Annotated in this window: 12 protein-coding genes; 8 read left to right on the top strand and 4 right to left on the bottom strand. The window is 68.4% G+C overall.

Annotated elements, in window-relative coordinates:
* Positions 1–106: 106 nt before the first annotated feature.
* Positions 107–994, top strand: a complete 888-nt coding sequence (locus HWX39_RS27375) for a transporter associated domain-containing protein (protein ID WP_011353131.1) — start codon at positions 107–109, stop codon at positions 992–994.
* Between the two features lie 52 nt (positions 995–1,046).
* Positions 1,047–2,735 carry an apolipoprotein N-acyltransferase gene (lnt, locus tag HWX39_RS27370; protein WP_175970867.1) on the top strand — a complete coding sequence of 563 codons (1,689 nt, stop codon included), beginning with the start codon at positions 1,047–1,049 and terminating at the stop codon, positions 2,733–2,735.
* An 88-nt stretch (positions 2,736–2,823) separates the two neighbouring features.
* On the opposite strand, the gene HWX39_RS27365 is transcribed toward lnt, so the two are convergent.
* Positions 2,824–4,479, bottom strand: a complete 1,656-nt coding sequence (locus HWX39_RS27365) for a hypothetical protein (RefSeq protein WP_175970866.1) — start codon at positions 4,477–4,479, stop codon at positions 2,824–2,826.
* Between the two features lie 321 nt (positions 4,480–4,800).
* On the opposite strand from HWX39_RS27365, the gene glyQ reads away from it, so the two are divergent.
* From glyQ to HWX39_RS27340, 5 genes are read left to right on the top strand one after another with little or no spacing between them, the layout of a single operon-like run.
* The gene (gene glyQ, locus HWX39_RS27360; RefSeq protein ID WP_076605924.1) at positions 4,801–5,805 is read left to right on the top strand and encodes a glycine--tRNA ligase subunit alpha; all 1,005 of its coding nucleotides are present in this window, start codon (positions 4,801–4,803) and stop codon (positions 5,803–5,805) included.
* A 22-nt stretch (positions 5,806–5,827) separates the two neighbouring features.
* Positions 5,828–7,927: a glycine--tRNA ligase subunit beta gene (glyS, locus tag HWX39_RS27355; protein WP_175970865.1), complete on the top strand. Its 2,100-nt coding sequence runs from the start codon at positions 5,828–5,830 to the stop codon at positions 7,925–7,927.
* A gap of 10 nt (positions 7,928–7,937) precedes the next feature.
* Positions 7,938–8,501: a D-glycero-beta-D-manno-heptose 1,7-bisphosphate 7-phosphatase gene (gene gmhB / locus HWX39_RS27350; protein WP_175970864.1), complete on the top strand. Its 564-nt coding sequence runs from the start codon at positions 7,938–7,940 to the stop codon at positions 8,499–8,501.
* 43 nt (positions 8,502–8,544) lie between these two features.
* Positions 8,545–9,309: a lysophospholipid acyltransferase family protein gene (locus tag HWX39_RS27345; protein ID WP_175956354.1), complete on the top strand. Its 765-nt coding sequence runs from the start codon at positions 8,545–8,547 to the stop codon at positions 9,307–9,309.
* A gap of 46 nt (positions 9,310–9,355) precedes the next feature.
* Positions 9,356–10,243 (top strand): SprT family zinc-dependent metalloprotease, encoded by an 888-nt coding sequence (locus HWX39_RS27340; protein WP_175956352.1) that lies wholly within the window; start codon positions 9,356–9,358, stop codon positions 10,241–10,243.
* Positions 10,244–10,351: 108 nt separating this feature from the next.
* On the opposite strand, the gene gloA is transcribed toward HWX39_RS27340, so the two are convergent.
* Positions 10,352–10,741, bottom strand: a complete 390-nt coding sequence (gene gloA / locus HWX39_RS27335; protein WP_175956350.1) for a lactoylglutathione lyase — start codon at positions 10,739–10,741, stop codon at positions 10,352–10,354.
* A gap of 382 nt (positions 10,742–11,123) precedes the next feature.
* Here gloA and HWX39_RS27330 point away from each other — a divergent pair, with 382 nt between their 5' ends.
* Positions 11,124–12,056 carry a DMT family transporter gene (locus tag HWX39_RS27330; RefSeq protein WP_175970863.1) on the top strand — a complete coding sequence of 311 codons (933 nt, stop codon included), beginning with the start codon at positions 11,124–11,126 and terminating at the stop codon, positions 12,054–12,056.
* A gap of 95 nt (positions 12,057–12,151) precedes the next feature.
* Here the strand turns inward: HWX39_RS27330 and rsmA are convergent, their stop codons facing one another.
* Positions 12,152–12,979 (bottom strand): 16S rRNA (adenine(1518)-N(6)/adenine(1519)-N(6))-dimethyltransferase RsmA, encoded by an 828-nt coding sequence (rsmA, locus tag HWX39_RS27325; protein ID WP_175970862.1) that lies wholly within the window; start codon positions 12,977–12,979, stop codon positions 12,152–12,154.
* 49 nt (positions 12,980–13,028) lie between these two features.
* A complete protein-coding gene (gene pdxA / locus HWX39_RS27320) occupies positions 13,029–14,018 on the bottom strand; it encodes a 4-hydroxythreonine-4-phosphate dehydrogenase PdxA (protein ID WP_175956348.1) in 990 nt (329 codons plus the stop codon).
* Positions 14,019–14,029: the final 11 nt, after the last annotated feature.

Genomic DNA, 14,029 nt, shown 5'->3' with positions numbered 1-14,029 from the left:
TGCCCACCCTGGCCGTACGGCCGGTGTGACACGGGCGCGTCGTGCCCTTGGTGTATCCTTGCCTACTCCGTGACAGCGCGCTCCGGCATGACCCGGGCGCACCACCATGAACGATTCGTATCCCAGTCGTAAGCCAACCGACAAACCGCAAGAAAAGCGTTCGCTGCTCGAACGCCTGACCGACTTCATCTCGCCCGAGCCCGAATCCCGCGGCGAGCTGCTGGAAATCCTCCAGGACGCCCACGAGCGCAACCTGATCGACGCCGATTCGCTGTCGATGATCGAAGGCGTTTTCCAGGTATCCGACCTGTGCGCACGCGACATCATGGTGCCGCGCGCACAGATGGACGCGATCAACATCGCCGACAAGCCTGAAGATTTCATCCCGTTCGTCCTCGAGAAGGCGCACTCGCGCTACCCCGTGTACGAGGAGAACCGCGACAACGTCATCGGCGTGCTGCTCGCGAAGGATCTGCTGCGTTTCTATGCCGAAGAGGAATTCGACGTGCGCGGGATGCTGCGCCCGGCCGTGTTCATTCCCGAGTCGAAGCGCCTGAACGTGCTGTTGCACGACTTCCGCGTGAACCGCAATCACCTCGCGATCGTCGTCGACGAATACGGCGGCGTCGCGGGCCTGATCACGATCGAGGACGTGCTCGAACAGATCGTCGGCGACATCGAGGACGAATACGACTTCGACGAGGAAGCCGGCAACATCATCTCGGGGCCAGATGGCCGCTACCGCGTGCGTGCGCTCACCGAGATCGAACAGTTCAACGAGACGTTCGGCACCGATTTCCCCGACGACGAAGTCGACACGATCGGCGGGCTGATCACGCATCATTTCGGCCGCGTCCCGCATCGCGGCGAAAAGCTGCAGCTCGGCAACCTCGTGTTCGAGATCCAGCGCGGCGATGCGCGCCAGGTCCACGTGCTGCTGGTGCGCCGCAATCCGCTCGCCAGCCGTCGCGCCGAAGCCTCGCACGAGGACTGACCGTCGCGCGCCAGCCGCGCGTTCCACAACCGCTCGCCCACTTTCGCTTCACATGGACGATCCGATCCTGTCCCGCCCGGCTGGCGGCCTTTTCGCGCCGGCACCCGGCCGCGCGCTGCCGCGCTGGCACTACCCGGCCGCGCTGCTCGCCGGCGCAGCCAATACGCTCAGCTTCGCACCGACGCCGCATGGCGGCTGGCTGCAACTCGTCGTATTCGTCTGGTTTTTCGCGCAGCTCACGCGCACCGCAAGCTGGCGCGGCGCCGCGCTCACCGGTGGCGCGTTCGGCTTCGGCAACTTCATCACCGGCATCTGGTGGCTCTACATCAGCATGCACGTGTACGGCGAGATGGCCGCGCCGCTCGCGGGCGGCGCGCTCGTGCTGTTCTCGCTGTACCTGTCGCTATACCCGGCGTTCTCCGCCGGGCTGTGGTCGTTCTGCGCGGGCCATGCGTGGCATCGCCGCACGCCCGACCCGCGGCCGTTCTCGCCGACCTGGCACGGCGCATTCGCGTTCGCGAGTGCATGGGCACTCGGCGAATGGCTGCGCGGCACCATGTTCACCGGCTTTCCGTGGCTCGCCAGCGGCTATCCACAGGTCGACGGCCCGTTCGCGGGCTTCGCGCCGGTCGCCGGCGTGTACGGGATCGCTTGGGTGCTCGCGCTGTTCACCGCGCTCGTCGTGCAGGCGCTCGCCGCCGCCCGGCCGTCGCCGCTTGCCGAACCCCACGCCGGCAATGCGCGCATGCGCATCGCCGCGCCGGCCGGCATCGCGGTCGCGCTGATCGCGGCCGGTCTCGGCCTGTCGCAGGTCACGTGGACGGTGCCCGCAAACAAGCCGCTCACCGTGCGGCTGCTGCAAGGCAACGTGAAGCAGGACATCAAGTTCGAGGAAGCGGGCATCGACGCGGCGATCAAGATGTACACGCAGATGATCGTCGAGAAGCCGGCCGACCTGATCGTCACACCCGAAACCGCGATCGCGGTGATGATCCAGGAGCTGCCCGAGCCGTTCGCCGTCGCGATCCGCAAGTTCAGCGACACGACGGGCTCGGCCGTGCTGTTCGGCGCGGTCGGCGCATCGGTGACCGAGGACGGCCACTACGTCGACTATACGAACAGCCTGTACGGCGTGACGCCGAACTCGCGCGACATCTATCACTACGACAAGCACCATCTCGTGCCCTTCGGCGAATTCATCCCGTGGGGCTTCCGGTGGTTCGTCGACCTGATGAAGATGCCGCTCGGCGACTTCGCGCGCGGCGCCCCCGTGCAGAAGCCGTTCCTCGTGCACAACCAGCCCGTGATGGCCGACATCTGCTACGAGGACTTGTTCGGCGAGGAGATCGCCGCGACGATCCGAGACAATCCGCAGCCGCCGGGCGTGCTCGTCAACGTGACGAACCTCGCGTGGTTCGGCGACACGATCGCGCTCGACCAGCACCTGCAGATCGCGCGGATGCGCTCGCTCGAGACGGGCCGGCCGATGCTGCGCTCGACCAACACGGGGATGACGGCCGCGATCGATGCGCACGGCCGCGTGCTCGGCCAGTTGAAGCCGTTCACGATCGGCTCGCTCGACGTGCGGATCGAAGGCACGAGCGGCTTCACGCCCTACGTGACGAGCGGCAACAACCTCGTGCTCGCGGTGTCGCTCGTGCTGCTTGCGTTCGGCTTCACGTTCGGCCCCGGGCTGCGCCGCCGCAACGGCAAAAAGAACGGCGACGGCGAGCCGGAATGACGTGACGGGCGGCCGCTGCGCAGTGCGTGGCGGCCGCCGCCCAATGCAGCATGCAGCGGCGGCCCCCGGCCGCGAACCGGCCGGCCGCTCAGGCCTGGCGGGACGACTCCACCGATTGAGCCGGCTGCGCGGCCAGGCGTCGCAGGTCGCGGCCCACGGCCTCCATCACCGGCTCCCATGCGCCGAACACGGGTTGCCGGTACAGCGTCGCCGTCGGGTACCACGGGCTGTCGTTGCGTTCGAGCAGCCACGGCCAGTGCGGATTCACGTCGAGCAGCACCCAGGTGCGCGCGCCGAGCGCACCCGCCAGGTGCGCGACCGACGTGCACACGGTGATCACGAGATCCAGCGCGCCGATGAACGCGGCCGTATCGTCGAAGCTCGTTAGTTCCGCCGTGAAATCCTCGATCGCGAAGCCGGCCGCGCGCGCCGCCGCGACATCCGCCTGCGCACCCGGTTGCAACGAATAGAACGCCACGCCGTCGATTCCGCGGAACGCGTCGGTATAGCGCTCGAGCCCGACGCGCCGGAACGGATTGCGCTGGTGCCCCGCGCTGCCCGTCCACACGAGCCCGACCTTCAGCCGGCGCTCGCCCGCGAGTCGCGCGCGCCACGCATCGCGCGCGGACGGATCGGCCCGCAGGTACGGCACCGACGACGCGAGCGTCGACGCCTCCATGCCGAGCATCAGCGGCAGGCCGATCAGCGGTACTTCGTAGTCGAAGGCGGGCAGCAATTCGACGCCGCCGCCCGCACTGAACGCATCCGCATGCGCGCCGAGGCTGCGCTGCATCAGCGTGCCCACCAGCGGGAACGTATTCCAGATGAGCCGGCCGCCCTCGCGATGCACGCGCTCGGCGAGCGGCGCGACGAAGCGGCAGAACTGCAGCACGTCGCCGAGCCCCTGCTCGCCCCACACGAGCAGCGTCTTGCCGGCGAGCGGCTCGCCCTGCCAGCGCGGGCCAGGCAGCACCGGCCGGCGGCCGCGCAACTCGCCCGCGCCGTCCCAGCGCGCCTCGTGGCCGCGCCAGCCGGCTGCGAAGTTGCCGCGCACGAGCTGGATGATCGCCAGGTTGAAACGGTACGACGCGTCGTCGGGCGCCAGCTCGCACGCGCGCGCCGCGTAGCGCTCGGCGTCGTCCCAGCGCTGCGCCTCCTTCATCGCCAGCGCGACGTTGTTCATCGCGAGCGCGTTGTCGGGCGCGAGCTCGACGAGCCGCGCCGTGCACGCGAGTGCGGCGTCCAGGTCGTGGGTCGCGATCCGCGCGACGACGAGGTTGATCCACGCCTGCACGTCGCGTGGATCGAAGCGCACGGCCGCTTCGAGCAGCGCAACCTCCTCCGCGCGGTCACTGCCCGACAGCCGCAGCGCGATGGCGAGGTTGTTGCGCAGCGATGGCCGGTCGGCATCGAGCGCCAGTGCTGCGCGATACGGCGCCACGGCATCCGCGTGCCGGCCCGCCATCTGCAGCGCGTAGCCGTGATTGAAGTGCGCGGTCGCGCCCGGCTGGACACGCGCCGCGCATTCGGCGAGCGCGATCGCATCGGCCGTACGCTGCCGCGCGACGAGCGCGCCGGTGAGTTGCGCGAGCGCATCGGCGTCGACCGCATGCAGGTGCGCGGCGGCGGCAAGCCACAGATCGTGCGCGGCGTGCTCGCCGCGCGCCTGCGCATCGGCGGCCTGCCCGAGCATTGCGAGGAACGGCGGGAGGAGCGGAATGAGGATGTCGGTCGAATCGTCCATGCAGTCGAGATCGGCTAGCGGTGGCGCGGCACGCGTCGCGCGCACCGCAATACGCGCATCTTAACGCCCGCGCGAAGCCGCGCGGCATGCGCGTCTCGACAGGCCGCGCGCGGCCGCCCGGCGCGCGCCGGTCACGCCCGTGCAGGCCGCCGGAACGGTGCCGGCGGTGCGCCCGCCCGCGTTCCGGCCGCATCCGCTCGCCGATCCGGTAAAATTACGCGTTTCAGCACACTAACAAGCCGCGCCGCCGCGCGAGCCGACCCTCCGGGCCCCGCCCGGAGCGCCGCCCGCAACGGAGCGCCAGCGCCACGAAGGCTCTTCATGCTTACGTTTCAGCAAATCATCCTGACGCTGCAGTCCTACTGGGACAAGCAGGGTTGCGCCCTGCTCCAGCCCATCGACATGGAAGTCGGCGCGGGCACGTCGCACGTCCACACGTTCCTGCGCGCGGTCGGCCCCGAGCCGTGGCGCGCCGCGTACGTGCAGCCGTCGCGCCGCCCGAAGGACGGCCGCTACGGCGAGAACCCGAACCGCCTGCAGCACTACTACCAGTACCAGGTCGTGCTCAAGCCGGCGCCGGAAAACATCCTCGACCTGTACCTCGGCTCGCTCGAAGCGCTCGGCTTCGACCTGAAGCAGAACGACGTGCGCTTTGTCGAGGACGACTGGGAAAACCCGACGCTCGGCGCGTGGGGCCTCGGTTGGGAAGTGTGGCTGAACGGGATGGAAGTCACGCAGTTCACGTATTTCCAGGAGGTCGGCGGCCTCGAATGCAAACCCGTGCTCGGCGAAATCACGTACGGCCTCGAGCGCCTCGCGATGTACCTGCAGAAGGTCGAGAACGTGTACGACCTCGTGTGGACCGAGTGGGAAGAGCACGGCCCGAACGGCCCCGAGCTGCGCCGCCTGTCGTACGGCGACGTCTACCACCAGAACGAGGTCGAGCAGTCGACCTACAACTTCGAGCACGCGAACGTCGACCTGCTGTTCACGTTCTTCAACAGCTACGAGGCGGAAGCGAAGAAGATGATCGACGCGCAGCTCGCGCTGCCCGCGTACGAGCTCGTGCTGAAGGCCGGCCACACGTTCAACCTGCTCGATGCGCGCGGCGCGATCTCGGTGACCGAGCGCGCGGCATACATCGGCCGCATCCGCGCGCTGTCGCGTCTCGTCGCGCAGGCCTACTACGACTCGCGCGAGAAGCTCGGCTTCCCGATGCTCGGCAACCCGCCGGGCGTGCCGGGCCTCACCACCGACGCCCAGGACGCCGCGCAACCGGCGTGGGTGCCGCCGCTCAAGGTCGAACGCAACATCGACCAGGTCTGACGAGACGAGATTTCCTCCAAACATGACGCACAATCATCCCGCCCCCCTGCTCGTCGAGCTGCTGACCGAAGAACTGCCGCCGAAGGCCCTCGCGCGCCTCGGCGACGCATTCGCCGAAGGTCTTGCGCAACGCCTCGCGGCGCGCGACCTCGTCGAAGGCGAACTCGTGTTCGAACGCTACGCCACACCGCGCCGCCTCGCCGTCGTCGTGCAGAACGTGCGCGCCGTCGCGCCTGACAAGCAGGTCCGCGAAAAGGTCCTGCCCGTGTCGGTCGCGCTCGACGCCGAAGGCAAGCCCACGGCCCCGCTCGCGAAGAAGCTCGCGGCGCTCGGCCACCCGAACCTGTCGATCGCCGATCTCGAGCGCGCGCAGGACGGCAAGGCCGAAGCGTTCTTCATCAACTATTCGGCAGCCGGTGCGACGCTCGCCGACGGGCTGCAGGCTGCGCTCGACGAAACGCTCGCGAAGCTGCCGATCCCGAAGTTCATGACCTACCAGCGCCCGGACGGCTCCGACGTGAAGTTCGTGCGCCCGGTGCATCGCCTGACGGTGCTGCACGACGATCGCATCGTGCCCGTCACCGCATTCGGCGTCGATGCCGGCGACACCACGCTCGGCCACCGCTTCCTGTCCGACGGCCTCGTCGTGATCCAGCATGCGCGCGCGTACGCCGACACGCTGCGCGACAAGGGCCGCGTGATCGCGCACTTCGCCGATCGCCGCGAAACGATCCGCACGCAACTGAACGAACACGCGAACGGCGATACCGTCGTGATGCCCGAGTCGCTGCTCGACGAAGTGACGTCGCTGGTCGAATGGCCGGTCGTCTACCCGTGCCGCTTCGAGGACGAATTCCTGCAGGTCCCGCAGGAATGCCTGATCCTCACGATGCAGACGAACCAGAAGTACTTCGCGCTGACCGACGTCGGCGGCAAGCTGCGCTCGCGCTTCCTGATCGTGTCGAACATCGAGACGAAGACGCCGGGCGAGATCATCGAAGGCAACGAGCGCGTCGTGCGCCCGCGCCTCGCCGATGCGAAGTTCTTCTTCGAGCAGGACAAGAAGAAGCCGCTCGCCGACCGCGTGCCGCAGCTTGCAAACGTCGTGTATCACAACAAGCTCGGATCGGCGCTCGCACGCGTCGAGCGCCTCGAAGCGCTGGCCGGCGAGATCGCGCCCGCGATCGGCGCCGACGCCACGCTCGCGAAGCGCGCCGCGCGCCTCGCGAAGGCCGACCTGCTGACCGACATGGTCGGCGAGTTCCCGGAGCTGCAGGGCACGATGGGCACGTACTACGCGCGCCACGACGGCGAAGCCGACGACGTCGCGCTCGCGTGCGCCGAGCACTACCAGCCGCGCTTCTCCGGCGACGCACTGCCGACCACGCCCGTGTCGACCGCCGTCGCGCTCGCCGACAAGCTCGAGACGATCGTCGGCATCTGGGGCATCGGCCTCGCGCCGACCGGCGAGAAGGATCCGTTCGCACTGCGCCGTCACGCGCTCGGCGTGCTGCGCCTGCTGCTCGAGAAGCAGCTGCCGCTCGATCTCGTGTCGCTGCTGCGCACGGCCCACGCGCGCTTCGAAGGCGTGCCGGGCGTGGCCGAATCGACCGATGCGATTCTCGCGTTCTTCATGGACCGCCTGCGCGGCCTGCTGCGCGAGCGCGGCTATTCGGCCGGTGAAATCGACGCGGTGCTGAGCTTGAACCCGACGCGCATCGACGATCTCGTCGCACGCCTCGACGCGGTGCGCGAATTCACGCACCTCGTGGAAGCGGAAGCGCTCGCGGCCGCGAACAAGCGGATCTCGAACATCCTGAAGAAGTCGGAAGGCGGCGCGAACGGCGCGGTGCAGCCGGCGCTGCTCGTCGAAGCCGCCGAGAAGGCGCTGCACGAGCAACTCGCGGCCGTGACGCCGCACGTGCAGTCGCAGCTCGAGGCGCGTGCGTACACGGGCGCGCTGTCGGCGCTCGCCGCGCTGCGCGTGCCGGTCGACACGTTCTTCAACGACGTGATGGTCAACGCGGAAGATCCGGCACTGCGCGCGAACCGTCTCGCACTGCTGTCCGCGCTGCACCAGCAGATGAACTGCGTCGCCGACATCTCGAAGCTCGCCGCATAAGGGCCTCACGATGCCGACCAGCCCCAACCGAAAGCTCGTCGTCCTCGACCGGGACGGCGTGATCAACGTCGATTCGGATGCGTTCATCAAGACGCCCGACGAATGGATCGCGCTGCCCGGCGCCCTCGAGGCGATCGCCCGGCTCAACCACGCGGGTTATCGCGTGGTCGTCGCGACCAACCAGTCCGGCATCGGTCGCGGGCTGTTCGACATGGCCGCGCTCAACGAGATGCATCTGAAGATGCATCGCGCGGCGGCCTCGGTCGGCGCACGTGTCGACGCGGTGTTCTTCTGCCCGCACACGGCCGAGGATCACTGCGACTGCCGCAAGCCGAAACCCGGCATGATGCAGATGATCGCCGAGCGCTTCGAGATCGATCCCGGTCACACGCCGGTCGTCGGCGATTCGCTGCGCGACCTGCAGGCCGGCGTCGCGGTCGGCTTCCAGCCGCACCTCGTGCTCACCGGCAAGGGCAAGAAGACGCTCGCCGCCGGCAACCTGCCGCCCGGCACGAAGGTCCATGACGACCTGCGCGCGTTCGCGCTCGATTTCCTTTCACACGAACACGAGTGATGCAGCCGCCGCGCGCATCCTCCCTAACGCCAGACTTACGCCGATGCGCTTCGTCCGCTCCCTGCTGCTGCTGATCTATTTCATCCTGTATACGGTGCCGTACGCCACCGCGTGCTTCATCGCCTTTCCGTTCATGCGCCCCGACGCGCGCTACTGGATGGCGGCCGGCTGGTGCAAGTCGACGCTGTGGGTCGTGCGCTGGCTGAACGGCATCCGCTACCGGATCGAAGGGTTCGAGAACCTGCCCGACGGCCCGGCCGTGCTGCTGTCGAAGCACCAGTCCGCGTGGGAGACGCTCGCGTTTCCCGCGCTGATGCCGAAGCCGCTCTGCTACGTGTTCAAGCGCGAGCTGCTGTACGTGCCGTTCTTCGGCTGGGCGCTCGGGCTGCTGCACATGGTCAACATCAACCGCAAGGAAGGCAAGAACGCGTTCGCTTCGGTGATCCGCCAGGGCAAGAAGCGCCTGTCGGAGGGCGCATGGATGATCATGTTCCCGGAAGGCACGCGCACGCCGGTCGGCAAGCAGGGCAAGTACAAGACGGGCGGCGCGCGCTTCGCGATCGAAACCGGCGCACCCGTCGTGCCGATCGCGCACAATGCAGGTCGGGTGTGGCCGCGCAACTCGTTCACGAAATTCCCGGGCGTCGTCACCGTGTCGATCGGCAAGCCGATCCCCAGCGAGGGGCTGACGCCCGATGCATTGAACTCGCAGGTCGAAGCATGGATCGAAGCGGAAATGCGCCGGATCGATCCGGATTCGTATCGCCAGGCGGGCAATGCCGGCACGCGCGATGCCGCGCGAGTCTGACGCCTCCAGGTTGCAGCCGTTGCGTACGACAAAAAGAAGCGAACTGATGAAACAGCGTCCGCGGCCACGGCCTGCCGTCGTGGCCCTCGATCATCGCCAGATGGATCTGCCGCTCTTCGACGGGCCGGCCGCCGCACCGTCGGCGCCTGCGACGCCGCCGGCGCCGCCCGAAGCGGCACCCGCCGCGCCGCTCGATCCCGGCCCGGCACCCGACCGCTCGCGCGTGCGCACGTTCGCACTCGACAGCCGCGTGCTCGAATACCGCCTGAAGCGCTCCGCGCGCCGTACGATCGGCTTCACGATCGACGGCAGCGGGCTGTCGATCACCGCGCCGCGCTGGGTCACGCTCGCCGACATCGAAGCCGCAATTTCCGAGAAACAGCGCTGGATCTTCGCGAAGCTCGCGGAGTGGAAGACGCGCACCGAGCAGCGCGCGCTGCCGCAGATCGACTGGCGCGACGGCGCGCAGCTTCCGTATCTCGGCAAGACGGTGACGATCGCGCTCGGCGCGGGCGCCGTCTCGTTCGATGCCGATGCGCTGCGGCTCTCGTTGCCGCTGTCCGTGCAGGCCGACATGCAGCAGATCAAGGATCGCGTGCAGGGCTGGCTGCAGGGCGAAGCCAAGCGGATCTTCGGTGAACGCCTCGCGGTCTACGCGGAGAAGCTCGGCGTCACGTATTCGGTGTACGCGCTGTCGTCGGCGGCGACGCGCTGGGGCAGTTGCTCGAGCGACGGCAAGATCCGCCTGAACTGGCGGCTGATCCATTTCCCGATGTCGATCATCGACTACGTCGTCGCGCACGAGCTGTCGCACCTGCGCGAGATGAACCACAGCCCGGCCTTCTGGCAGACCGTCGAATCGATCTTCCCCGAGTTCCGCGAGGCGCGGCACACGCTCAAGCATCATCCTCCCGAGCTGCTGCCGTCGCTTTGACGCGCGTGGCTTCACCGCCAACGAAAAAGGGCGACGCGGGTCACCCCGTATCGCCCTTTTTTGCTGCTGCGGCGCACATCGCGCGCCGCAGCCCGGTTCATCCGGCGCTCAGTGCGCCTTCTTCTGGATGAACTCGATCTTGTAGCCGTCCGGATCCTCGACGAACGCGATCACGGTCGTGCCGTGCTTCATCGGGCCCGCTTCACGCGTGACCTTGCCGCCTTGCGCCTTGATCTTGTCGCAGGCCGCATACGCGTCGTCGACTTCCAGTGCGAGGTGACCGAAACCCGTGCCGAGGTCGTAGGACGGCGTATCCCAGTTGTGGGTCAGTTCGATCACCGTGTTATCGCTTTCATCGCCGTAGCCGACGAATGCGAGCGTGAACCTGCCTTCCGGATAGTCGTCGCGGCGCAGCACCTTCATGCCGAGCAATTCGGTGTAGAACTTGATCGAGCGGTCGAGATCGCCGACTCGCAGCATCGTATGCAGCAATCGCATGTGTTGTACTCCTGTGGGGACTTTCCAGAACCGGGAACTCTACCAGAGTCGGATGAACTTCGCCGGGGGCGCCTAGCCGGGGGCGCCTAGCCTGGGACAGCCAACCGTGGCGCTTGCCCGGAGCGCGGCCGATACGCCGATCGGCGCCGTGCGGCGCGAGTACGACGGCGGAAACCGGCACGATCCGGCTCACCCGGCTACCGTACCGATCGGGTAACATCCTTCCACCTCGCACCCCAAACGGGCATGCGACCCGCCGCCCGAACGCAACCACCACTCTCCGCTACAGCCACACTGCCGTGCGAAACCGCCGATTCGAGCGCGCCGGATGCGCCGCTCTCCCGATCCTGCAGCCGCCATACCGAACCGGCGAGGTTCGCCGATGACCACCCTCGCCGCCCCCGTGCGCCGCGCGCTCGACACGCGCGCCGTCGGCCTGATGCTGCTGCTGTGCGCGATCTGGGGCTTCCAGCAGGTCGCGATCAAGAGCACGAACGCCGCGATCGCGCCGATGTTCCAGGCCGGGCTGCGCTCGGTGATCGCGGCAGTGCTGCTGTGGGCCTGGGCCCGCTCGCGCGGCACGCCGCTGTTCCGGGCGGACGGCACGTTCGGCGCGGGTCTTGCGGCCGGGGCGCTGTTCGCCGGCGAATTCATCTGCGTGTTCTTCGGGCTGACGCTGACGAGTGCGTCGCACATGGCGATCTTTCTGTATACGGCGCCGTGCTTCACCGCGCTCGGCCTGCACCTGTTCGCACCGGGCGAACGGCTGCAGCGCACGCAATGGGCCGGCGTCGGCCTGGCATTCGCCGGCATCGCACTCGCGTTCGCGGACGGCTTCCTGAAGCCACGGGCGCCCGGCGCCTCGGTACTGGCCGGGCTGGCTGGCGACGCGCTCGGGATACTCGGCGGCGCGATGTGGGCTGCAACGACGGTCGTCGTACGCTCGACGGCACTCGCACGGGCGAGCGCAAGCAAGACGCTGTTCTACCAGCTCGCGGTATCGGCGGTCGTGCTGGTCGCGCTTGCCGCGCTGTTCGGCCAGGTGTCGTTCGCGCGCGTCACGCCGGTTGCGGTGGCAAGCCTCGCGTACCAGTCGGTGATCGTCGCGTTCGTGAGCTACCTGTCATGGTTCTGGCTGCTGACGCGCTACAGTGCGTCGCGGTTGTCCGTCTTCACGTTCCTGTCGCCGCTGTTCGGCGTCGCGTTCGGCGTGCTGCTGCTCGGCGAATCGGTCGGCTGGCGCTTCATGTCCGCTGCCACGCTCGTGCTGACCGGCATCGCGCTCGTCAACGCGCCGCCACGCTGGCGGACATGACGACCGTGCACAACACGCGCGCATCCACGCAATAAAAAGGCTGCCCGCGGGGCAGCCTCTTCGGCACACGTCCGATCCAGCTCGCGTGGCCGGCCTCAACCGCCCTTGCGCACCGCCGCGAGCGCCTGCGCGATGCCGACGTATTCGGCCACGCTCACGTCTTCCGCGCGGCGCGCGAGATCGAAACCGAGCGCATCGAAATCGATCGTCTCGCGATAGTCGCCGAGCGTATTGCGCAGCATCTTGCGGCGCTGCGAGAACGCGGCGGTGACGATTTCGCCGAGCAGCACGGGATCGACGTCCGGCAGTTCGTGCGGCTCGTATGGAATCATCCGGACGATCGCCGAATCGACCTTCGGCGGCGGCTGGAACGATTCCGGCGGCACGTCGAGCATCTTCTCCATCACGTAGCGGTACTGCAGCATCACCGACAGACGCGAAAACGCCTTCGTGCCCGGCTCCGCCACCATCCGCTCGACGACTTCGTTCTGCAGCATGAAATGCTGGTCGATGACCGCATCGGCGAACGTCATCAGGTGAAACAGCAGCGGGCTGGAAATGTTGTACGGCAGGTTGCCGACGATCCGCAGCGACGGCTTGTCGCCGGGCGCCGCGAGCGAACGGAAATCGAACGCGAGCGCGTCGCCCGCGTGCAGTTCGAGCAGCGCGCCGAAGCGTTGCTGCAGGCGCCCGATCAGGTCGCGGTCGAGCTCGACCGCATGCAGCGGCGACTCGGGCGTCGCGAGCCGCTCGATCAGCGGCTCGGTCAGCGCGCCGAGCCCGGGGCCGATCTCGACCATGCGCTGGCCGCGCGCGGGGCCGATCGTCGAGACGATCGAGTCGATCACGCCGTGATCGACGAGGAAGTTCTGCCCGAAGCGCTTGCGCGCGAAATGGCCTTGGTGCTGTCTGCTGTTCGACATCGACTGAGTAAAACGAAAAAAACGACGAAAGAGGGGAAGCCGGGCCGCGTCAGGCCGTACGGCGATGGCGCGCCATCGTGACGGCGGTGTCGAGCGCGGCGATCATGCTGCCCGGATCCGCGCGGCCCGTGCCGGCCAGATCGAGTGCCGTGCCGTGATCGACCGACGTCCGGATGATCGGCAGCCCGAGCGTCACGTTGATGCCCTCGCCGAACGTCGCGTACTTCAGCACGGGCAGACCCTGGTCATGGAACATCGCGAGCACGCAATCGGCGTCGGCAAGGTGGCGCGGCTGGAACAGCGTGTCGGCCGGGTACGGGCCGCGCGCGTCGATGCCCTGCGCGTTCGCGCGGGCCAGCGCCGGCGAGATCACGTCGATCTCCTCGCGGCCGAGATAACCGTTCTCGCCCGCGTGCGGGTTCAGGCCCGTCACGAGGATGCGCGGCGCGGCAAGGCCGAAGTCGCGCCGCAGGTCGCGATCGATGATCGCAAGCGTCTCGACGAGCCCGTCGATCGTGAGTGCGGCCGACACGTCCTTCAGCGGCAGGTGCGTGGTCGCGAGCGCGACGCGCAGCGGCTTGTGCCCGGTACCGGCCAGCATCATCACGACGCGCGGCGTATGCGTGCGCTCCGCCAGGTATTCGGTATGGCCGGTGAACGGCACGCCTGCATCGTTGATCGTGCTCTTCTGCAGCGGCGCGGTGACGATCGCGTCGTACCGACCTGCCAGCGCGCCGTCGATCGCCGCGTCGAGCAGCCCGAGCACGTACGGGCCGTTCGCTGCGTCCAGCTTGCCCGCCTGCACGGGCACGGCGAGCGCGTGATGTGCGACCGACACCGGCCCGCCGCCGGCCAGCGTGGCCAGCTCGGCGCCGACGGCCGCCGCGCGCGCGTCGAGCAGCGCCGCATCGCCGAGCACGGTGAAATGCGCATCCGGCCAGCGCTGCGCAGCGTCACGCAGCGCCTGCACGGTCAGCTCCGGGCCGACCCCCGCGGGTTCGCCGGTCGTGATCGCGATCTGCAGCGCGGGCGTGGTCATCCGAAGCTCGC

It is taken from the genome of Burkholderia sp. BCC0322, assembly GCF_902833045.1.
Classification (GTDB): domain Bacteria; phylum Pseudomonadota; class Gammaproteobacteria; order Burkholderiales; family Burkholderiaceae; genus Burkholderia.
The sequence above is the reverse complement of the archived record's forward strand: the minus strand, read 5'-3'. Positions and strand labels throughout refer to the sequence as shown.

Excerpts from the sequence above, each read along its gene's own strand:
- lnt (WP_175970867.1), top strand. The coding sequence starts at position 1,047 with ATGGACGATCCGATCCTGTCCCGCCCGGCTGGCGGCCTTTTCGCGCCG.
- glyQ (WP_076605924.1), top strand. The coding sequence starts at position 4,801 with ATGCTTACGTTTCAGCAAATCATCCTGACGCTGCAGTCCTACTGGGAC.
- gmhB (WP_175970864.1), top strand. The coding sequence starts at position 7,938 with ATGCCGACCAGCCCCAACCGAAAGCTCGTCGTCCTCGACCGGGACGGC.
- HWX39_RS27330 (WP_175970863.1), top strand. The coding sequence starts at position 11,124 with ATGACCACCCTCGCCGCCCCCGTGCGCCGCGCGCTCGACACGCGCGCC.
- HWX39_RS27365 (WP_175970866.1), bottom strand. The coding sequence starts at position 4,479 with ATGGACGATTCGACCGACATCCTCATTCCGCTCCTCCCGCCGTTCCTC.
- HWX39_RS27375 (WP_011353131.1), top strand. The coding sequence starts at position 107 with ATGAACGATTCGTATCCCAGTCGTAAGCCAACCGACAAACCGCAAGAA.
- gloA (WP_175956350.1), bottom strand. The coding sequence starts at position 10,741 with ATGCGATTGCTGCATACGATGCTGCGAGTCGGCGATCTCGACCGCTCG.
- HWX39_RS27340 (WP_175956352.1), top strand. The coding sequence starts at position 9,356 with ATGAAACAGCGTCCGCGGCCACGGCCTGCCGTCGTGGCCCTCGATCAT.
- glyS (WP_175970865.1), top strand. The coding sequence starts at position 5,828 with ATGACGCACAATCATCCCGCCCCCCTGCTCGTCGAGCTGCTGACCGAA.
- HWX39_RS27345 (WP_175956354.1), top strand. The coding sequence starts at position 8,545 with ATGCGCTTCGTCCGCTCCCTGCTGCTGCTGATCTATTTCATCCTGTAT.
- rsmA (WP_175970862.1), bottom strand. The coding sequence starts at position 12,979 with ATGTCGAACAGCAGACAGCACCAAGGCCATTTCGCGCGCAAGCGCTTC.
- pdxA (WP_175956348.1), bottom strand. The coding sequence starts at position 14,018 with ATGACCACGCCCGCGCTGCAGATCGCGATCACGACCGGCGAACCCGCG.